Source organism: Vibrio sp. Evd11 (genome assembly GCF_900382755.1).
Lineage (GTDB): Bacteria > Pseudomonadota > Gammaproteobacteria > Enterobacterales > Vibrionaceae > Vibrio > Vibrio lentus.
Window position 1 is genome coordinate 52,153 of record NZ_OSDX01000021.1, and the last position, 18,889, is coordinate 71,041.

18 protein-coding genes are annotated in these 18,889 nt (G+C 44.7%); 7 read left to right on the forward strand and 11 right to left on the reverse strand.

The features are described from left to right. Positions 1-236: 236 nt before the first annotated feature. From ED652_RS11390 to arcA, 3 genes are all read right to left on the reverse strand, one after another. A complete protein-coding gene (locus ED652_RS11390; protein ID WP_004729719.1) occupies positions 237-1,247 on the reverse strand; it encodes an ornithine carbamoyltransferase in 1,011 nt (336 codons plus the stop codon). A 183-nt stretch (positions 1,248-1,430) separates the two neighbouring features. Next, positions 1,431-2,342: a carbamate kinase gene (gene arcC, locus ED652_RS11395; RefSeq protein ID WP_017108588.1), complete on the reverse strand. Its 912-nt coding sequence runs from the start codon at positions 2,340-2,342 to the stop codon at positions 1,431-1,433. Positions 2,343-2,414: 72 nt separating this feature from the next. Beyond that, a complete protein-coding gene (gene arcA / locus ED652_RS11400; RefSeq protein WP_017104611.1) occupies positions 2,415-3,638 on the reverse strand; it encodes an arginine deiminase in 1,224 nt (407 codons plus the stop codon). 640 nt (positions 3,639-4,278) lie between these two features. Between arcA and ED652_RS23755 the strand changes: the two genes are divergently transcribed. Further along, entirely contained in the window at positions 4,279-4,452 is a 174-nt protein-coding gene (locus ED652_RS23755) for an arginine deiminase (protein WP_231111389.1), read from the forward strand. 20 nt (positions 4,453-4,472) lie between these two features. On the opposite strand, the gene ED652_RS11405 is transcribed toward ED652_RS23755, so the two are convergent. The 3 genes from ED652_RS11405 to aspA all read right to left on the reverse strand — a co-directional run bounded on the left by ED652_RS11405 (position 4,473) and on the right by aspA (position 9,371). Beyond that, entirely contained in the window at positions 4,473-5,921 is a 1,449-nt protein-coding gene (locus tag ED652_RS11405) for a YfcC family protein (protein WP_017108586.1), read from the reverse strand. Between the two features lie 510 nt (positions 5,922-6,431). Beyond that, positions 6,432-7,739, reverse strand: coding sequence for an anaerobic C4-dicarboxylate transporter (locus ED652_RS11410; protein ID WP_122054806.1), 1,308 nt, complete (start codon positions 7,737-7,739; stop codon positions 6,432-6,434). Positions 7,740-7,919: 180 nt separating this feature from the next. After that, positions 7,920-9,371 carry an aspartate ammonia-lyase gene (aspA, locus tag ED652_RS11415; protein ID WP_017083812.1) on the reverse strand — a complete coding sequence of 484 codons (1,452 nt, stop codon included), beginning with the start codon at positions 9,369-9,371 and terminating at the stop codon, positions 7,920-7,922. Between the two features lie 284 nt (positions 9,372-9,655). Between aspA and ED652_RS11420 the strand changes: the two genes are divergently transcribed. Then, positions 9,656-10,180 (forward strand): FxsA family protein, encoded by a 525-nt coding sequence (locus ED652_RS11420; protein ID WP_122054808.1) that lies wholly within the window; start codon positions 9,656-9,658, stop codon positions 10,178-10,180. Positions 10,181-10,383: 203 nt separating this feature from the next. On the opposite strand, the gene trmL is transcribed toward ED652_RS11420, so the two are convergent. From trmL to ED652_RS11440, 4 genes are all read right to left on the reverse strand, one after another. Beyond that, on the reverse strand, positions 10,384-10,863 hold the full coding sequence (gene trmL, locus ED652_RS11425; protein ID WP_009844716.1) for a tRNA (uridine(34)/cytosine(34)/5-carboxymethylaminomethyluridine(34)-2'-O)-methyltransferase TrmL: 480 nt from the start codon (positions 10,861-10,863) through the stop codon (positions 10,384-10,386). A gap of 77 nt (positions 10,864-10,940) precedes the next feature. Next, positions 10,941-11,558 (reverse strand): superoxide dismutase, encoded by a 618-nt coding sequence (locus ED652_RS11430; protein ID WP_122054809.1) that lies wholly within the window; start codon positions 11,556-11,558, stop codon positions 10,941-10,943. A gap of 76 nt (positions 11,559-11,634) precedes the next feature. Then, positions 11,635-13,014, reverse strand: coding sequence for an envelope stress sensor histidine kinase CpxA (gene cpxA, locus ED652_RS11435; RefSeq protein WP_122054811.1), 1,380 nt, complete (start codon positions 13,012-13,014; stop codon positions 11,635-11,637). Further along, complete coding sequence (locus tag ED652_RS11440; RefSeq protein WP_122054812.1) at positions 13,014-13,703, reverse strand: response regulator; 690 nt, start codon at positions 13,701-13,703, stop codon at positions 13,014-13,016. The genes cpxA and ED652_RS11440 overlap by 1 nt, the downstream gene beginning before the upstream one ends. Positions 13,704-13,883: 180 nt before the next feature. Between ED652_RS11440 and ED652_RS11445 the strand changes: the two genes are divergently transcribed. The 3 genes from ED652_RS11445 (at position 13,884) to pfkA (ending at position 16,744) form a co-directional block, all read left to right on the forward strand. After that, on the forward strand, positions 13,884-14,393 hold the full coding sequence (locus tag ED652_RS11445) for a CpxP family protein (protein WP_076668755.1): 510 nt from the start codon (positions 13,884-13,886) through the stop codon (positions 14,391-14,393). A 164-nt stretch (positions 14,394-14,557) separates the two neighbouring features. Beyond that, positions 14,558-15,466 carry a CDF family cation-efflux transporter FieF gene (gene fieF / locus ED652_RS11450; RefSeq protein ID WP_029223213.1) on the forward strand — a complete coding sequence of 303 codons (909 nt, stop codon included), beginning with the start codon at positions 14,558-14,560 and terminating at the stop codon, positions 15,464-15,466. Positions 15,467-15,781: 315 nt separating this feature from the next. Further along, the gene (pfkA, locus tag ED652_RS11455; protein ID WP_029223212.1) at positions 15,782-16,744 is read left to right on the forward strand and encodes a 6-phosphofructokinase; all 963 of its coding nucleotides are present in this window, start codon (positions 15,782-15,784) and stop codon (positions 16,742-16,744) included. 159 nt (positions 16,745-16,903) lie between these two features. Here the strand turns inward: pfkA and tpiA are convergent, their stop codons facing one another. Further along, positions 16,904-17,674 carry a triose-phosphate isomerase gene (gene tpiA, locus ED652_RS11460; RefSeq protein WP_012604968.1) on the reverse strand — a complete coding sequence of 257 codons (771 nt, stop codon included), beginning with the start codon at positions 17,672-17,674 and terminating at the stop codon, positions 16,904-16,906. Between the two features lie 262 nt (positions 17,675-17,936). Between tpiA and ED652_RS11465 the strand changes: the two genes are divergently transcribed. Together ED652_RS11465 and ED652_RS11470 are read left to right on the forward strand one after the other, a co-directional pair. Then, a complete protein-coding gene (locus tag ED652_RS11465; RefSeq protein WP_017077592.1) occupies positions 17,937-18,284 on the forward strand; it encodes a 5-carboxymethyl-2-hydroxymuconate Delta-isomerase in 348 nt (115 codons plus the stop codon). 86 nt (positions 18,285-18,370) lie between these two features. Next, on the forward strand, positions 18,371-18,793 hold the full coding sequence (locus tag ED652_RS11470) for a DUF805 domain-containing protein (protein WP_122054814.1): 423 nt from the start codon (positions 18,371-18,373) through the stop codon (positions 18,791-18,793). Positions 18,794-18,889: the final 96 nt, after the last annotated feature.

Genomic DNA, 18,889 nt, shown 5'->3' on the forward strand with positions numbered 1-18,889 from the left:
CACGTCCGTTTTTAACTTCCATTTAAGCCTTTGTTGAAACAGAAAAACTTGTGTTTTTTGGGGTGATAACTTCTTCAGTCGAATGAAAAAAAATGCGGGCTTTATCCAAGGGTTAAATCCCAAGTACGCCACCCGCATTTCCCTGCTATTACACTTAACTTGTTAATGTCTTGCGAACAAGTGAGTGCTTAACTATTTAGATTATTAGTTATCTAGATTCTTAGTTGTTCAGCTTATTAACTGCCTAATGTCGCAACCATTACTGCTTTGATGGTGTGCATGCGGTTTTCAGCTTCATCGAACACGATAGAGTATTCAGACTCAACCACTTCATCTGTTACTTCAACGCCGTCTTTTAGTTGTGGGTATTCAGCAGCAAGCTGTTTGCCTACAGTAGTGTCTTCGCCGTGGAAAGCCGGTAGGCAGTGCATGAATTTCACATGTGGGTTGCCCGTCGCTTTGATCATGTCCATGTTGACTTGGTAAGGCATCATTAGGTTAATACGCTCAGCCCATGCTTCTTTTGCTTCGCCCATGGATACCCAAACATCGGTGTATAGGAAGTCACAACCTTGCACGCCTTCTTGAACATCTTCAGTCAGTGTGATTTTGCCGCCCGTGTGCTCTGCAATTTCACGACATTGAGCCAATAGCTCTTCTTGTGGCCAGAATTGTTTTGGAGCAACAAGGCGAATGTCCATGCCCATTTTCGCCGCGCCAACCATCAGAGAGTTGCCCATGTTGTTGCGAGCATCACCTAGGTAAGCAAAGCTGATTTCATGCAGTTGTTTACCACGGCCGTATTCCGTCATGGTTAGGAAGTCAGCCAGGATTTGTGTTGGGTGGAATTCGTCAGTCAGGCCATTCCATACTGGTACGCCAGCGTAAGCGCCTAGCTCTTCAACGATCTCTTGACCGAAGCCGCGGTATTCAATGCCATCGTACATACGGCCAAGAACGCGAGCCGTATCTTTCATTGATTCTTTGTGGCCAATTTGAGAGCCAGATGGGCCTAAGTAAGAAACTCGAGCACCTTGGTCGAATGCAGCAACTTCAAATGCACAGCGAGTACGAGTGGAAGTTTTCTCAAAGATAAGCGCGATGTTTTTGCCAGTCAGTGTTGGCTGTTCGTAACCGTTGTACTTCGCTTTTTTTAGCTCCATAGAAAGATCTAACAAGTGTTGAATTTCGCGTGGAGTGAAATCTAGTAGTTTTAGGAAGTTACGATTGCGTAGGTTAAAAGCCATGATGTATTCCTTCTTAGATTTAGGCGCTTTCTTGTTACAGGGAAAGAAAATTCAAGAAAGCGCGATTCAATTTTTAGTTAAATTTGTTCGGTTCGGTTCTGTTTGTTTCGTTTAATCTGTTTTCGCAAGCTTTAAAAGCTCTCAAGGTTTAAGGTTCTCAAGATGATAAAGCTCGCTAGTACGTTAACCTTTGGTGATATTGGTGCCCGCTTGGCCTTGCAGAATTTGCAAGCCATCTTCGAGTGCACCGATACCTACAACTTTGCCGCCTTGCTGAATGAATTCGCACGATGCTTCAATTTTTGGCCCCATTGAGCCGGCATCAAATGTGAACTTCGCCAATTCGCTTGGTGTGGTGCTGCGCAGTGCGTGTTGAGTTGGTTTGCCCCAATCAAGGTATACAGCGTCAGCATCGGTCAAAATAAGTAGCGCATCCGCATCCAATTGTTTCGCCAAGAAAGCCGCTGACATGTCTTTGTCGATAACCGCTTCAACACCCACTAATTTGCCATTTTCTTTTTTCACTGGGATGCCACCACCGCCAGTACAAATCACGAGATGACCTGCATCGATAAGTTGGGTGATCGCGTCGTGTTCAACAATCCCGGTAGGGCGTGGACTTGGTACTACGCGACGGAAATGTTGGCCGTCGGGTTTTACGATCCAGTGGAACTTCTCTGCCAATTCACGCGCTTCTGCTTCTTCGTAGATCGGGCCAATCGGTTTGGTTGGATCCGCGAATGCAGGATCGTTTGGATCGACTGTCATTTGCGTCAACATGCATGAGATGTTGCGGTTAGGAAGATAGTTCTTGAATTCTTGCATCAGCATGTAGCCGATCATGCCTTGAGTCTCACTGCCCAGCACATCTAGCGGGTACGGATTTACTTTTTTGTATTCCAAACCTTGCAGAGCAAGTAAACCAACTTGTGGGCCATTACCGTGCACTAGAACCACGTTGTACACTTTCGCGATTTCAGAGATGGTTTTAACAGCTGTTTCAATATTACGGCGTTGAACATCGGCTTCTAACGGCTCACCGCGACGAAGTAGGGCATTACCGCCGAGTGCAACAACAACAGTTTGCTTAGTCATAATTGTGTTCTCTCATTTTGGCCAAGTTGAGATTATTTAAGATCGTTCAACTTGGCCGTTTCGTCTTAGTGATTAGATACCATCACGCTCAATTGGGCAGCTCATGCAGCGTGCGCCACCGCGACCGCGACCAAGTTCGTCTCCTGGAATCGGAAGAACCGTGATGCCTGCTTTGTCGTATTTTTCGTTGGTGTATGTGTTGCCTTCGTAGCCAATAACGACGCCAGGTTTAACCGTTAGAACGTTGTTTGCATCGTTCCACTGCTCACGTTCTGCATGGAAGTTGTCGCCACCGGTTGTGATTAGGTTTAGCTTGTCTACGCCAAGTGCTTTTTCGATAGCCGTTACGAAGTAGCCTTCTTCTTTCACTTTCACTGCGCCTGACTCATCGCCAGTTAGGTTCCAGCACTGCACGTCTTTACTTACCACTTCAGGGTAAACAGAGAACGTATCTTCGTTCATGTGAGTCATCACGGTGTCTAAGTGCATGCAAGAGCGGTGTTTTGGTAGCTGCATTGCGATAACTTGTTTCGCTTGACCGTGTTTGAATAGGCTAGATGCTAAGTGCTCAACACCTTGTGCTGTTGTACGTTCAGACATACCGATAAGCACCGCGCCACGACCGAGCACAAGAACGTCACCACCTTCAATGGTTGAGTTGTCGTAGTTGATCTTTTCTTCATCGCCGAAGTATTTAATGAAGTCTTGGCCTGCGAATGTTGGGTGCCAACGGTAAATAGCGCGAACGTGGTTTGTTTCACGTTGACGGGCAGGTTTCGCCATTGGGTTGATAGATACACCGCCGTATACCCAGCAAGATGTATCGCGAGTAAATAGGTGGTTTGGTAGAGGCTCGATAATGAAGTCGGTTGGTGCGTGCATGCCTTGCATCATTGAAGATGATTTCATTGGCATCTCAGCGTAAGACAAACCGCCCGTTAGAATTTTTGCTAGCTCTAGGTTTGGTAAGTCGCCTAAGTAGCAGCGCACATCATTGGCGAATGTTTTACCCAAACGGTAATCAGATACTTGGCAACTTAGTAGCCAATCTTTCGCTTCTGGCACAGCTAGTGTGTCTGCTAGCAAGTCAGTAAGAAGAAGAACTTCAACACCTTGATCACGTAGCGTTTGAGTAAATGCGTCATGCTCTTTACCTGCACGCTCAACAGCCAGTACGTCATCAAACAGCAAATCGTGACAGTTAGAGGGTGTTAGGTGAGTCAGTGCGCGTCTTGGACGGTGAACTAGAACGCGGCGTAATTGACCTATTTCAGAACCTACATAGAACTTACTCATGATCGTCTCTCTCTTATATATTTGAATTACTTTTATCGCTAAGAGTAATTATTTATTTTCAGTTGAGAAGAATGAATTATTTTATTCATATCTCTTGTCTGGAATTAATATTACGCCTGCTAGTTAGGTATTCTTAGAGATCTATCACAAATCGTTTTTTATCCCGCAGCCCTTTGAAATCAAGGGTTTTAACAAACTTTATGCACTTTCAACTATTGTCAGCCTTTTCTAAATAGTTAACTCCTTGGGAATATTATGCATGCTTTTTTCATTCGCCTAGCTAGAATCCAATTTGTGAGGGATTATATGCAAAATGGTTTTATTGATAATAATGAGCTTAGATTGGAAGTATGCAATGTTAGTATTTATATATTTAATTTTGTACGTGGAATTAATTATTCTTTAACAATTTAAATGCGAATAAAGCTATTGTGGTCACACTTTATAATTGGGCTTTTTAAGCCGGTTTTCTATAAAAATCACTACGGTTTTCTCTTTGGCTATTACGGAGTGAATTACTTTAAATATAATTAACGCTAATAAATGACTAAATATTTGTATAAATATAAGAGCGAAGAATAGTTGGCGTTTTATTAGTCTTAATGTTGATATTTAAGCGTTGGCTTACTCTTTGTCGCAAGTGGTTTTTGTTTGTTTAAGCTTTGCTACTGAGATAGGTCATAGAGAGGCTTTGGATGAAGCGTGTGCAGCTCGTGAGGTTGTTTTGGTGATCGGGTTAGAGTTGGATTCGATAGCGATAAAAAAAGCCGCTAAGAAAGCGGCTTTGAACGAGAAGATGAAGCTTATTGGCTGAAGACTGTTAGTTGGAGCAGTCTAGATAAGTGCACCAATACTCAGCACAACGATGCAGAACACCATCAAGATACCGATTAATGGCATCACCCACTTAACCCAACGCACGTAAGGGACGCGAGCAATCGCCAAGCCACCCATTACTACCGCAGAGGTCGGTGTGATTAAGTTCACCAAGCCAGAAGCGGATTGGTAAGCGGTGATAACAAGGTCACGACCTACACCAGCAAAATCGGCCAACGGTGCCATGATTGGCATAGTCAGTACCGCTAATCCAGACGTTGATGGTACTAAGAATGACAATAGAATCTCTAAGAAGAACATCACGTTAATAAAGATAACCGAAGATAGCCCGGTAACCATTTGTTCTGCAGAGAACAGAATGGTGTCGGTGATCATACCGCGGTCCATCACCACCACAATACCACGTGCGATACCTATGATAAGTGCTACGCCCAATAGGTCTCGAGCACCGTCAATGAAGCTAGTGGTAAACTCTTCTTCGCTCATGCGAGACACAATACCAACGATGATTGTCGCCGCTAAGAACATCGCGGAGATCTCGGCCATCCACCATCCAGCAACGGATACGCCGTAAATCATCACAGCGAAAGAGCCACCAAAAATGGTCAGAATTAGTTTGCGAGTTGCGGTGAATTCAAGTTTTTCGCCGCTGGCATTACCTAAGAAGTGCGCTTTGTTCTCTTCGTATTTGTCGTAGACAATCGATGTTGTTGGGTCGGCTTGAACCATTCTTGCGTAACGCATAACGTAAGCGACACAAATACCCCAACCAATAATCAGCATACCAACACGCAGCGCGATACCGTCGGTAAATGGAATACCAGAGGCGTTGGCAGCAATAACGGTCGCGAATGGGTTAATGGTAGAGCCTAGCACCCCAATCCCTGCGCCAAGCAATACCGTGGCAGCAGCCACTAGAGGGTCAAACCGAGCGGCCATCATTACTGGTACTAGCAGCGTATAGAATGGCAGTGATTCTTCCGCCATGCCGTAGACGGTACCGCCAGCAGCAAACAGCGCCATCAGTATCGGTATCATCAACTCTTCTCGCCCTTCTAGGCGGGCGGTGACACGTTCGATACCGGCATCAATAGCACCAGTTTTGGTTACTAGCCCTAAGAAGCCACCAATGATTAGAATGAACAGTGAAACGTCGATGGCCGCAGCTTCATAGCTATTGTGGTCGTAGAAACCGTCAATAGGTGCAAGCAGTACGTCAATCACACCTTGAGGGTTACCTTCTACGGCTTGATAGGTTCCGGTTACGGGTACTTCTCGACCAAGTTCTTCATTCATGGCTCGGTCGTATTGGCCTGCCGGAACAATCCAGGTAAGGAGCGCTACGAACGCAATAAGAATAAATAAAATGGTGTAGGCAGAAGGGAATTTAAAATTGGCAAAGAAGCCGCCCTTTTTTGTCTCGCTTGGTATTGTCTGAGTCGTCATAGCTATCTCCTTACACCATCTTAAATAAAAGTGATGTGAATTAGCGACTAATGATTTATAGATTGTAAATATACTGATGCTTATAAAGTTTCCAACGATATAAAGTTGCTGACTTTAAATTAAGTTCGTTTTTATATTTACTGATCCAAATGAAGTTAGATTTAATTTAGCTGCGGTTATTTTATTCCTTACCTAACTATTTAAGTTTGGTGCTGTTCACAAAAATAGTGGCCAATAAGATGGCTTGAAAATGGCATAAAAACAGCAAGGTTTTTTGGTTAGTTAGCTTGGATTAATATTCGATGTGGATTAGATGAAAGCGAGGGGAGATTGATTTGGTAAGTGTTGTTATTAGTTGGGTTGAATAATCTTGGAATTTTATTCAAATTTTATTTTTAGGCGGGTTTTAAAGTTTATAATAGTTATTTGATGTGTATCAAATAACACATTGAGTAGAAAACAAAAAAGGAAGCCGAAGCTTCCTTTTAAAGTTTTAATCATCAGCGCATGTTAGATGAACAGACCGCCGAATGCGAAGCCGAGTGCAACCGCAGTACTGATTGTTGCCACACCAGGAATGAAGAATGGGTGGTTAAATACGTACTTACCAATACGCGTTGAGCCTGTGTCATCCATCTCAACCGCTGCCAGTAGCGTAGGGTAAGTTGGAAGTACGAACAGCGCACTTACTGCAGCAAAAGAAGCCACGGCTGTTAGTGGTGCTACGCCAATCGCTAGAGCTGCAGGCATCAGTGCAACCGTTGTTGCGCCTTGAGAGTAAAGCAGCATAGAAGCGAAGAACAGAACAAGAGCCAGCATCCAAGGGTAGTCAGCCAGTAGAGCGCCGGCTACGTCTTTGATTTCAGCAACGTGTGCGTTTACAAACGTTGAGCCTAACCAAGCCACACCTAGTACACATACACACGCAGTCATACCAGAGCGAAATGTTGGCGCTGAAGAAATCTTCGCTGCATCAATCTTAGTGAACATAACAATAGCAGCAGCTGCTGCCAGCATCACAGACATGATTGCTTCGTTACGGCCCAGAGCTGGGTTTTCAATTAGGCCAACAGAGCTAGAGATAGCCGCTGCGTAACAAACCACGAAACCAATCGCCGCTAGGAAGATGTAAGTCGCTCTCTTCGCTGTTGGTAGAATTTCGCGCTTCTCTTCTGTTGCCAGTTTGATTAGACCTTTCTCTAGACGCTCTTGGTAAACAGGATCGTCTTTCAGTTCACAGCCCATGTAGTTCGCGACAACCGCACCAACCATACAAGCGATGAAGGTTGTTGGGATACAAACCATTAATAGCGTTAAGTAATCAACACCAAACGGTGCCAGCATTGCTGCGAATGCCACAACCGCTGCCGAAATTGGCGAAGCTGTGATAGCAATTTGAGAGGCTACTACTGCGATAGACAGTGGACGAGATGGACGCACGCCTTGGCCTCTCGCTACTTCTGCGATTACAGGAAGCGTTGAGAATGCTGTGTGGCCAGTACCCGCCATCAATGTCATTACAAAGGTCACGATTGGCGCGTAAAAGGTGATGCGTTCAGGGTGCTTACGCAAAAAGTTTTCTGCAATTTGCACCAACCAGTCCATACCGCCAGCAACCTGCATTGCTGCAATTGCGGTGATAACCGACATGATGATCAAGATTACATCGATCGGGATGAAAGACTGGCTTGTTGGAACACCAAGAATAAGTGAAAGGGCAATAACACCAGCACCACCGGCAAAACCAATACCGATACCGCCAATTCTGGCCCCCAAAAAGATAAAGAGCAGGACGACAAATAGTTCTACTGCAATCATAAGTAACACCTCATTTAGATTTTATTATGTGAACATTCGCCGTTGGAATGTTCACATAATAGTTCTATGGTTTAGGTTCAATTAAGCAAAAACGCAACCCACGGAAATCCACAAAATAATCATGGGTAACCGTATTGGAGCCTAAAAAAGGGCTCCGTTTGGAGCCCTTTCTCGCTAACTTTACTCGTAGCGTTTAGCTTTATACTGAGGATGCATCAGATTTTCAACAGAGAAAATGTCATCAAGTTCTTCTTCGCTCAATAAACCGCGCTCTAGAACTACATCACGAACACTCTTACCTGTTTCCGCACAAATCTTACCAACGATGTCACCTTCGTGGTGGCCAATGTATGGGTTTAGGTAAGTTACGATACCGATAGAGTTAAATACGTGAGATTCACACACTTCTTTGTTCACAGTAATGCCGTCTACACACTTGTCGCGTAGGTTCACACATGCGTTTGTTAGGATGTCTAAAGACTCAAACATGCTTTGTGCGATAACAGGTTCCATTACGTTCAATTGAAGCTGACCGCCTTCTGCTGCGAAAGAAACTGTGTTGTCGTTACCTAGAACTTTAAAGCAAACTTGGTTTACTACTTCAGGTACAACTGGGTTTACTTTAGCAGGCATGATTGAAGAACCCGCTTGCAGTTCAGGTAGGTTTAGCTCGTTGAAGCCAGTACGTGGACCTGAAGAAAGAAGACGTAAGTCGTTACAAATCTTAGACAGTTTAACCGCTAGACGTTTAAGTGCACCGTGCGTCATTACGTATGCGCCACAGTCAGACGTTGCTTCGATAAGATCTTCAGCGGCTACACACTCTAGGCCCGTTACTTCTGCTAGGTGTTTCACTGCTAGGCCTTGGTAACCCGGTGCTGCGTTCAGACCAGTACCGATAGCCGTTGCGCCTAGGTTAACTTCAAGAAGAAGCTTTGAAGTGTATTCTAGGTTTTTGATTTCTTCATTGATGGTTACAGCCCAAGCGTGGAACTCTTGGCCAACCGTCATTGGAACAGCATCTTGAAGCTGAGTACGACCCATCTTCAGGATTGTGTTGAATTCTTGGCTCTTAAGCTCGAATGCACCTTTTAGGTACTCGATAGCGTCAATCAGTTTACGAACGCTGTTGTACACAGAGATACGGAAACCAGTTGGGTAAGCACAGTTTGTTGATTGGCTGCGGTTTACATGGTCATTCGGGTTGATGAACTCATATTGGCCTTTTTCTTTGCCCATAAGTTCAAGTGCCACGTTTGCCACAACTTCGTTAGCATTCATGTTTACAGAAGTACCAGCACCACCTTGGAATACATCCGATGGGAACTGATCCATGCACTTGCCAGTGTCTAGAATTAGGTCACAAGCTTCGATGATGTACTTAGCCACTTCGCTTGGGATTACACCTAACTCTTTGTTTGCTAAAGCCGCTGCTTTCTTTGTCATCACCATACCGCGAACGAATTCAGGTACATCTGAGATCGTTACATTTGAGATGTTGAAGTTTTCAACTGCGCGTAGAGTGTGGATGCCGTAGTAAGCATCAGCCGGAACATGACGTTGACCTAGTAGATCTTCTTCGAGACGAGTAGCTTGAGGAGCTTCAACTTGAGCTTCTGATAGATTAGCCATAACAGGATCCTTAGAGAATTATTCTGATTATATAGTTAGTTATTAGCCTATTCTGTGTGCAAATACTCCGTTCGCTAGAATATTGGGCTGATAAATCCGTCCTGACTTATGTGGCACATGATACTGTACCTAGCGCATAAAAATATTAAGTTGATCACCTTTTTCGGTTTTGTTTCGTCAATATTTTGCAAAGTTATTCTCGGTCAATAAACACGCTTATTTACAGGATAAATTTGAGATTGATAGAGCTTTCAGCGTAAACTGGGAGTAACAAAGGAGGGCGTGTGTTTCCTATCTTATTATTACTATTTATCTTCGTACCTATCATTGAGATTGGTCTATTTATTCAAGTTGGTGGCTTCTTAGGATTGTGGCCAACTATTGCGTTAGTTTTGATTACTGCATTTGTAGGTGCATCGCTTGTTCGTAGCCAAGGCATTCAAACACTTATGTCTGTGCAAGGTCGACTACAACAAGGCGAAATGCCAGCACAACAGATTCTTGAAGGCGTGATGCTTGCGGTTGCAGGTGTATTGCTGCTGACTCCGGGCTTTATGACGGACGCACTCGGTATGTTGGTATTGCTACCAGCACCAAGAGCGATGATTGCCAAGAAAATGATGGAAAAAATGGTGGTTAGCAATATGTCTGGCGGTTTCCATGCGGGTGGACAGGCTGGTTTTGGTCAGAGTCCATTTGGACAAGACCCATTCAATCGCGATCCATCTGACCAATCAAAAGACGGCAACACCTTTGAAGGTGAGTTTGAGAAGAAAGACGATGACAACGAGCGTAATCGCTTAAACTAATCCGTTTTTTCTATTCTTTGTTTTTCTCTCTTCTTTATATAGGGGGAAAAACAGAAAAGGCTCTTACCATTATCCTTCGCAAGCAAGTGATAATGGTAAGAGCCTTTTTTATTGCATGTTACCTGCTATTTACGATAGCTCGCAGGAGCAGGTAACAGGCCGTGTGAACAGTTATTTACTGAGATTGATTTACTGAGACTGGGTTATACCGCGCCTTCAAAGCCCATTTGTCGCCATGCTTCGAATGCAATAATAGCAACCGCGTTAGATAGGTTTAGGCTACGCGCGTCTGGCATCATTGGAATACGAATGCGTTGTTCCATTGGCATGCTTTCGATGAACTCAGCAGGCAGGCCACGTGTCTCAGGGCCAAACATCAACACATCACCTTGTTGGAATTTTGCATCAACGTGGTGACCTGTCGTTTTAGTCGTGCAAGCGAAGATGCGGAAATCACCTTCGCGTTCATTCTCTAGATACTCAAGGAAGGCTTCTAGGTTCTTGTGACGCTTAACACGCGCTAGATCGTGGTAATCCAAGCCAGCACGACGAACTTTCTTCTCTTCAAAATCAAAGCCAAGTGGCTCAATCAGGTGCAGGTTTGCGCCGCAGTTAGCACATAGGCGGATGATGTTACCCGTATTGGGTGCAATTTCTGGTTCGTATAGAGCGATATCAAACATGTTGGTTCACAAGAATATTCAAAGATAGCCAGAGTATACGGTGGCAAGCTGAGTGAGTACAGTTCACCACCATCAGCTTATGCTTGATTCGTCAGTGCTTGCGCGTAGTTTGCTGACACCGCATTCCAATTCACCACGTTCCACCATGCATTGATGTACTCAGGGCGACGGTTTTGGTAGCTGATGTAGTAGGCGTGCTCCCAAACATCGAGCGCAAGAATCGGCTCACCGTTGCTGGAGATAGTATCCATCCAAGGGTTGTCTTGGTTTGAGGTCGAGATAATTTTCAGTTGTCCTTCTTCAACCACTAGCCAAGCGAAGCCTGAACCAAAGGTATTGATTGCCGCTTGTGCGAACAACTCTTGGAACGCTTTGAAATCCCCGAATGTACTTTTGATAGCCTCACCAAGTTCGCCCGTCGGTTCACCACCGCCATCTTGCGACATGCAGTTCCAATACAAGATGTGATTGTAGTAACCACCACCATTGTTGCGAACTGCTGGGCTGTGCTGAGAAATATTAGCGAAGATCTCGGTCAGAGACTGTTGCTCTAGCTCGCTGCCAGAGACAGCCGCAATAAACTTATCGTAGTAGGTTCTATGGTGCTTGCTGTAATGCACTTCCATCGTCTTAGCATCAATGTAAGGTTCTAGGGCATCGTAAGCGTAGGGTAGAGCAGGGAAAATGTGTGACATGGTAAATCCTCCTTAATTAAAGGATTTACCATAATGATAATAACAATCATTATCAACTGCGATCTTTGTGGGGGTATTACACCGGTAGGATAGGTAAGGTAATTTCCAGTTGTAGTCCGCCCAACGTGCTGCGACTGGCTGTGATGGTTCCGCTGTGTTGGCGAATCGCACTTTCAGTAATGGTTAACCCAAGCCCAGTACCGCCTGAGTTACGATCTCGCGCCGTTGAAACACGATAGAACGGTCTGAAAATCGAATCGAGTTCGTCATCAGGCACACCATCGCCATTGTCATTCACGCGAATGGTCAGCTGATCTTGGGCTACATGGAATTGCACATCGACTTGGTCTTTACCGTAGTAGATGGCATTACGCGTAATATTGTCTAAGGCACTCATCAGCAGCTTAGGATTACCCGAAATAGAACGATCTGGGATCTCTGAAAACGTCAGTAATTTACCCATCTGCTCGGCTTCAAACTCTGCGTCTTTTAATATCTCTTCCCATAGACTTGAGAGTGGTTGAACTTCACGAGTTATGTGGCTGTCGACCTGCATGCGAGAGAGCGTCAGTAGTTCACTGATCATCTGCTCTAATCGCTGTGCTTCCATATCGATACGTTCTAACTCTTGGCTCTCACCTTGTTTACGAATCGCTAGCGCATTAGCCATGCGTAGGCGAGTCAATGGCGAGCGCAGTTCGTGCGAAATATCAGAGAGCAGGCGTTGTTGCCCTGAGATCATCTGGTTTACCGCTTCCACCATCTGATTAAAGCTTTCACCCGCTTGCCTGAATTCTGATGTGCCTTTCTCGAGTTGAGGATCTACCTCGAATTGGCCTTTCGCCACACGTTGCGCTGCGCGTTCAAGCCTGCGTGCCGGTTGGCTCAATGCCCAAGCTAACCAAAGTAATAGCGGTGTACTCGCTAGCATGACGGCAAGTAATAGCTGTAGAGGTTTATCAAACAGTCGTAGCAAAAATGGCGGTGGTTGATTCCACTTCACTCCGGCGTACATCAACAGTTCTTCACCAGCGAGTGTAATCGGCACTGGTCCTGCGACCATGTAATGTCCGTAAAGCTTTTGCTTCGGCATCTCAGGGTTATCAATCGAGGTAACAAAGTTACGAATCGCCTTAAGCTTGTAGTCCGAATGCCTTTTCGAAGTAAGGACTGCACCTTCAAGATCGGTTAAATAGATACGAGCACGAGAGTCCTTGCGGCTACGTGGAGCCTCAAGTTGGAAAACAATTTTGCCTAGATTCGGTTCTTTGGCGTAGCGTTTTTCTGTGATTTTAGCGATACGCTCTAATTTATTGAGATGATCAGCGGGCACATCTCGCGCCACTCGAGGATCGAGGTGCGGTAGAGATAACACGGATAAAAGCACCAGTAACATGGTGAACCAAAAGATGGCAAAGATACGTCCATATAAGCTAGTGATTTTAGGGATACGCATTAACCTTCCTCTACCAATAAATAGCCACGGCCACGTAAGGTTTTGATGCGAGATTTACCATCATTACGTTCTGGAATCTTCTTACGTAAATTAGAGATGTGCATATCAATTGCACGGTCAAATGCCGCCAGTCTTTTGCCTAATACATCCAAGCTCAATGCTTCTTTGGTGATCACTTGTCCTGGGTGTTGGATGAGGTGGCTCAGCAAAGCGAATTCTGTGGTGGTGAGATCGATAATCTGTCCATTACAGTAAGCCTCTTGTTTGCCAGGGAAGACTTCGATGTCTTGGTATTGAATGGTGTCGCTGGCTGATTTAGGCGCGGTGTTAGTCTGTGTTCGACGCAAGATGGCACGAATACGAGCGAGCAGTTCTCGGTCGCTGAACGGCTTTGGCAAGTAATCATCCGCGCCAAGCTCAAGGCCAATAACACGGTCGATCTCTTCGCCTTTGGCTGTCAGCATCAGTACTGGCGTCTCCCAATTCTCTCTCAGTTTCTTTAGCGTTTCCATGCCGTTAAGGCGCGGCATCATCACATCCAAAAGAATCAGATCAATCTCATCATTGATAGCGTTAAGCCCCGCATAGCCATCATTGGCTTCGGAAACAGTAAAGCCCTCAAAGCTAAGAATGTCTTTAAGTAAGCTGGTTAATTCGGTGTCGTCATCAATAAGAAGAATGTTCGCCATTGGGAAGCCTTAATCGGTTATTTACACGTTAATAATACTGCTAATTATTTGTTCGCTTGCACTCTTTACGATTCTTTACGCTTTCTAAACGTCACTTTACGAGAGAAAAACTAATCTATATTCAAGCGCTGAGAAACAGACGCAACACATGACTTATTATACCGAATTGAGGCAACAATTATGAAAATGACTAAGAAACTTGTACTAGCAGCTGCGGCACTTCCACTAATGTTAGGTACAGCAAGCGCATTCGCATATGGCGGCGGCGATAAAGGCGACCACAAAGGCATGCATGGTAAATGTGGCGGCTTCGATAAGAAAGTGATGCGTCAACTAGACCTGACTGATGCACAAAAAACAGAATTGAAAGAGATGCGCGAAGCGAATCGTGCAGAGATGAAAGAAAAACACGCTGGTAATAAAGCCGATAAAATGGCGAAAATGAAAGCGCACCAAGAGAAAGTTCAAGATTTAGTTCTAGCGGATACTTTTGATGAAGCGGCGGCAAACGACCTAGCAAGCCAAATGGTTGAGAAGCAAACTGAGCGTCGCGTAGCAATGCTTAAGAAACAACACCAAATGATGAGCGTACTAACGGCTGAGCAAAAGACTCAACTGAAAGAAATCCAACAAGAGCGCATGACTAAGTGTGCTGATAAAATGGAAAAGCGCATGAACAAAGACAAGTAATTCATGGCTTGAGAAAGCCGGGCTGAATGAAAGTGTTGAGAAAGAAGCGGCCGCGTGCCGCTTTTTTTGATCCCTAGAAATGAATGTTTTACATCCGAGCTGTCATATTCAATTGATTGTTTGCAGGTTATACTTTGTGCTATCAGTCACTTTATAGCCAAATTATGAAACAAGAATACGCACGTTTAGTTACGCTCGCCGCTTGGGCAGCCACAACCATCGCCACTATCTTATTGATAGTGAAAGTCGCAGCGTGGTGGGTGACAGGTTCTGTGAGTCTGTTGGCTTCCGTAGTGGATTCAATGTTGGATATAGCGGCCTCTGTCGTCAATCTTATCGTGGTTCGCTACTCTCTCCAGCCCGCCGACAAAGAACACACCTTTGGTCATGGTAAGGCTGAATCCCTTGCCGCATTAGCGCAGGCGATGTTTATTTCAGGCTCGGCTTGTTTCCTCATTCTTAACGGTATTGAGCGCTTCTTTAGACCCCACGAACTGAACTCCCCAGAAATTGGTATATATGTCAGCTTATTCGCGATGGTGATGACCTTCGGTCTGGTTCGATTCCAAAAGCATGTCGTAAATAAAACCGGTAGCCAAGCCATTGCGGCCGATTCACTGCACTACCAAACCGATCTCTATATGAACGCCGCTATTATGTTGGCACTGGCGTTGAGCTGGTTTGGCATTGGTCAGGCGGATTCAGTGTTCGCGATTGGTATTGGTATCTACATCCTGTACAGCGCTTACCAAATGGCGATGGAAGCGGTGCAATCTCTGCTTGATCATAAGCTGCCAGATGAAGAGCTGAAACAGATTAAAGAGACATCATTGAGCATCGAAGGCGTGCTGGGTGTGCATCAATTACGAACTCGTCGTTCGGGGCCGATTCGCTTTATCCAACTGCATTTAGAGTTGGAAGATAATATCCCACTTATTGAAGCGCATCGCATTTCTGATGAAGTGGAGGCCAAGCTTATCTCTGTGTTCCCTGATGCTGATGTATTAATTCATCAAGACCCTTATTCGGTGGTGTTTGGCCCGGAGAAGCAGCAGAAATTCCATTCTTGGTAATAAGTGGGAAAAGCAGCCTGCAAATGGTAAGTGGGTGGCTTTTGAACTAAAGTGAGTAAAAATTGCGAATTCTTTGGTGATACAAAAACCACCGCATAACAATTAATGTTGATTCTGATGTGAATCAACAAAGTTACTGAGTAAAACTGTAATACTCTTACAGAAGTAGAAATGTTACATAAATTTACGCGATTTAAGTGCTATTCCCATTGAGGAAATGTAACATAAAGCACATATATAGATTTAAAATCTTGTTGATATACAATCGGCAAGCAAAAGAATTGAATAATAGATTCCCAAAAATCGAGGGTGAGCATGATTAAGAAGATCGGTGTTTTGACCAGTGGTGGTGACGCTCCAGGCATGAACGCAGCAGTACGCGGCGTAGTTCGTACCGCACTATCCGTTGGCATTGAAGTTTACGGCATTTACGATGGCTACCAAGGCCTTGTTGAAGACCGTATTGAAAAGCTTGACCGTTCAAGCGTATCTGACGTCATCAACCGCGGCGGTACTTTTTTAGGTTCTGCACGTTTCCCTGAATTCAAAGATGTTAAAGTTCGCGAGAAAGGCATCGAGAACCTTAAGAAGCACGGTATCGAAGCACTTGTTGTTATCGGTGGCGATGGTTCTTACATGGGTGCTAAGAAACTGACAGAAATGGGTTACCCATGTATCGGTCTTCCAGGCACAATCGATAACGATATCGCAGGTACTGACTACACAATCGGTTACCTAACTGCGCTTAACACAGTTATTGATTCAATTGACCGTCTACGTGACACGTCTTCTTCTCACCAACGTATTTCTATTGTTGAAATCATGGGCCGTCACTGTGGTGACCTTACGCTTATGTCAGCAATCGCGGGTGGTTGTGAGTACATCATTACTCCTGAAACTGGTCTAGATAAAGAGCAGCTAATCAGCAATATTCAAGATGGTATTGCGAAAGGTAAGAAGCACGCAATCATCGCTCTAACTGAGCTAATGATGGACGCGAACGAACTGGCTAAAGAGATCGAATCTTCAACTGGTCGTGAAACTCGTGCAACGGTTCTTGGTCATATCCAACGTGGTGGTCGTCCTACTGCATTTGACCGTGTACTGGCTTCACGCATGGGTAACTACGCTGTTCACCTTCTTCAAGAAGGCCACGGTGGTCGTTGTGTTGGTATCGAGAAAGAAGAACTTGTTCACCACGACATCATCGACTGTATTGAGAACATGCAGAACCCAGACCGTTCTGAGCTGTTCCGCGTTGCAGAAGAGTTGTTCTAAGCCACGCTTAGCGTTCGCTTAAAAAATTTAAAAACCGCTGATTGTTCAGCGGTTTTTTTGTGCCTGTCGTTTGAGTTTGAAGCTGCCGCCCAAACAACAGGCAATAAAAAAGGCCAACCTAAGTTGACCTTTCATCTAATCTAAACGGTGACGTTTAAATTAAGCTTTTGCTTCAGCTGCTGCTTTAGCGATAGCTGCGAAGCTTTTCGCGTCAAGCGCTGCGCCGCCAACTAGAGCACCGTCGATGTCTGGTTGTGCGAAGTAAGCTGCTGCGTTTTCTGGCTTAACAGAACCGCCGTATTGGATAACAACTTTCTTAGCAACATCTTCAGATTTCTCAGCGATGTGTGCACGGATTTGAGCGTGGATGCGTTGTGCATCTTCAGCTGTAGCTGCTTTACCAGTACCGATAGCCCAGATTGGTTCGTAAGCGATGATAGCGCCTTCAAGAGCTTCAACACCTTGAGTGTTGATAACTGCGTCAAGTTGACGAGCACATACAGCAACAGTTTCGCCTGCTTCGTTTTGTGCTTCAGATTCACCGATACAAAGAACTGGAGTTAGGCCGTTCTCTTTTAGGAATGCGAATTTCTTAGCAACAAATTCGTCAGACTCAGCGTGGTATTCACGACGCTCAGAGTGACCGATGATGATGTGAGATGCGCCGAACTCTTTAAGCATTGCTGGAGACATGTCGCCAGTGAATGCACCGCTGTTGTTTAGGTCAGAGTTTTGAGCACCTAGGATGATCGCGCTGCCCGCTTCAGTAAGCGTACGCTCAGCAAGATCAACGAAAAGTGCTGGTGGAGCAACTGCTACGTCTACGCCTGTTACGCCTTCAAGTTCAGCGTTAAGACCGTTTAGTAGATCAACAACCATTTCTTTGCTGCCGTTTAGTTTCCAGTTACCCATAACTACAGGATGACGCATAGGAATATCTCCAAAGTATTTAAATAAATCGAATGTGAAAAAGTAAACTTTATTACGAAATAATATAACAGAATAATATAACAGAATAATATCAACAGATCATGACTGTGGTCATGACTTTCTTGGATCTTACTCAATGGTCAGAGTAGATTTTGAGCAAATATCAGTGATCCGGCAGACAGAATAATAGCTAACTTCTCGGATTTTTCATCGTTAGTTGCTATTAAGGGACAAACGATTGCGTTAACAATAGGAAGTAATAATGCCGAATCTAGTTCTAGAGTACTCAAATTCAGTGGATGAGCGAGTGAATATCCAAGGTTTACTGGAAGACCTTCATCAAGTTACATTAAACTGTGGTTTGTTTGATGTACCTTCTGTGAAGTCTCGTTCACTGCGCTGTCATAACTGGTTGGTCGGTGATGAAGAGGACAATGTGGATTTTGTTCATATTAGCTTCGAGTTACTTTCAGGACGTACCGAAGAACAGAAAAGAGAATTGTCGCGTTTGTTGATGCAAACCCTACAAGAACAGGCAAGCCATATCCGTAGCCTAACGGTCAACATACGAGATATGGATAAAAGTTGCTTTCAGAAAGTGATGAATTAGCTTAAAAGAATCAACTAACTAAAAGTGATTAACTGACTATTTGCTGCTAACTTTTTGGTAGCGTATTAATTTTTTGAGTATTTAAGATGTCGATGAAAGATTTACTGCTCTCTTTCAAGGGGAGAATTGGTCGTAAGACTTACTGGATTTGGAATATTTTCTACTATATCGCGATTACTGGTTTTGCCACCGGTATCTCGGTTTTGTTCCCAGCATACTCCTATCTCCTGTTACCAATCTTCCTTCTATTACTTGTTATTCCAGATCTTGCCGTTACCGCTAAACGCTGGCATGACCGCAACAAGTCGAACTACTGGCTATTGCTGAATGTACCGCTCGTACTCGGGCGACTTGCATCACCTATGGCTGCGACTACGACAGAGCCAGTATCGCCTATTCACATGGCGGCAACGGTTGCTGCACTCGTGTGTGGTTTGTGGATCTTGGTAGAGTGCGGTTTGATGAAAGGCACTGAAGGCCGTAATGATTACGGTGAAGATCCAGTGTAAAGATTGGATGATTCATCAGTAAAAAGGGAGCATTGCGCTCTAATGCCGTTCACTTAAGAGTGAACGGCATTTTTGTTCTTAGCATACCGTTGTGGT

Excerpts from the sequence above, each read along its gene's own strand:
- ED652_RS11390 (WP_004729719.1), bottom strand. The coding sequence starts at position 1,247 with ATGGCTTTTAACCTACGCAATCGTAACTTCCTAAAACTACTAGATTTC.
- arcC (WP_017108588.1), bottom strand. The coding sequence starts at position 2,342 with ATGACTAAGCAAACTGTTGTTGTTGCACTCGGCGGTAATGCCCTACTT.
- arcA (WP_017104611.1), bottom strand. The coding sequence starts at position 3,638 with ATGAGTAAGTTCTATGTAGGTTCTGAAATAGGTCAATTACGCCGCGTT.
- ED652_RS11405 (WP_017108586.1), bottom strand. The coding sequence starts at position 5,921 with ATGACGACTCAGACAATACCAAGCGAGACAAAAAAGGGCGGCTTCTTT.
- ED652_RS11410 (WP_122054806.1), bottom strand. The coding sequence starts at position 7,739 with ATGATTGCAGTAGAACTATTTGTCGTCCTGCTCTTTATCTTTTTGGGG.
- aspA (WP_017083812.1), bottom strand. The coding sequence starts at position 9,371 with ATGGCTAATCTATCAGAAGCTCAAGTTGAAGCTCCTCAAGCTACTCGT.
- trmL (WP_009844716.1), bottom strand. The coding sequence starts at position 10,863 with ATGTTTGATATCGCTCTATACGAACCAGAAATTGCACCCAATACGGGT.
- ED652_RS11430 (WP_122054809.1), bottom strand. The coding sequence starts at position 11,558 with ATGTCACACATTTTCCCTGCTCTACCCTACGCTTACGATGCCCTAGAA.
- cpxA (WP_122054811.1), bottom strand. The coding sequence starts at position 13,014 with ATGCGTATCCCTAAAATCACTAGCTTATATGGACGTATCTTTGCCATC.
- ED652_RS11440 (WP_122054812.1), bottom strand. The coding sequence starts at position 13,703 with ATGGCGAACATTCTTCTTATTGATGACGACACCGAATTAACCAGCTTA.
- ED652_RS11445 (WP_076668755.1), top strand. The coding sequence starts at position 13,884 with ATGAAAATGACTAAGAAACTTGTACTAGCAGCTGCGGCACTTCCACTA.
- fieF (WP_029223213.1), top strand. The coding sequence starts at position 14,558 with ATGAAACAAGAATACGCACGTTTAGTTACGCTCGCCGCTTGGGCAGCC.
- pfkA (WP_029223212.1), top strand. The coding sequence starts at position 15,782 with ATGATTAAGAAGATCGGTGTTTTGACCAGTGGTGGTGACGCTCCAGGC.
- tpiA (WP_012604968.1), bottom strand. The coding sequence starts at position 17,674 with ATGCGTCATCCTGTAGTTATGGGTAACTGGAAACTAAACGGCAGCAAA.
- ED652_RS11465 (WP_017077592.1), top strand. The coding sequence starts at position 17,937 with ATGCCGAATCTAGTTCTAGAGTACTCAAATTCAGTGGATGAGCGAGTG.
- ED652_RS11470 (WP_122054814.1), top strand. The coding sequence starts at position 18,371 with ATGTCGATGAAAGATTTACTGCTCTCTTTCAAGGGGAGAATTGGTCGT.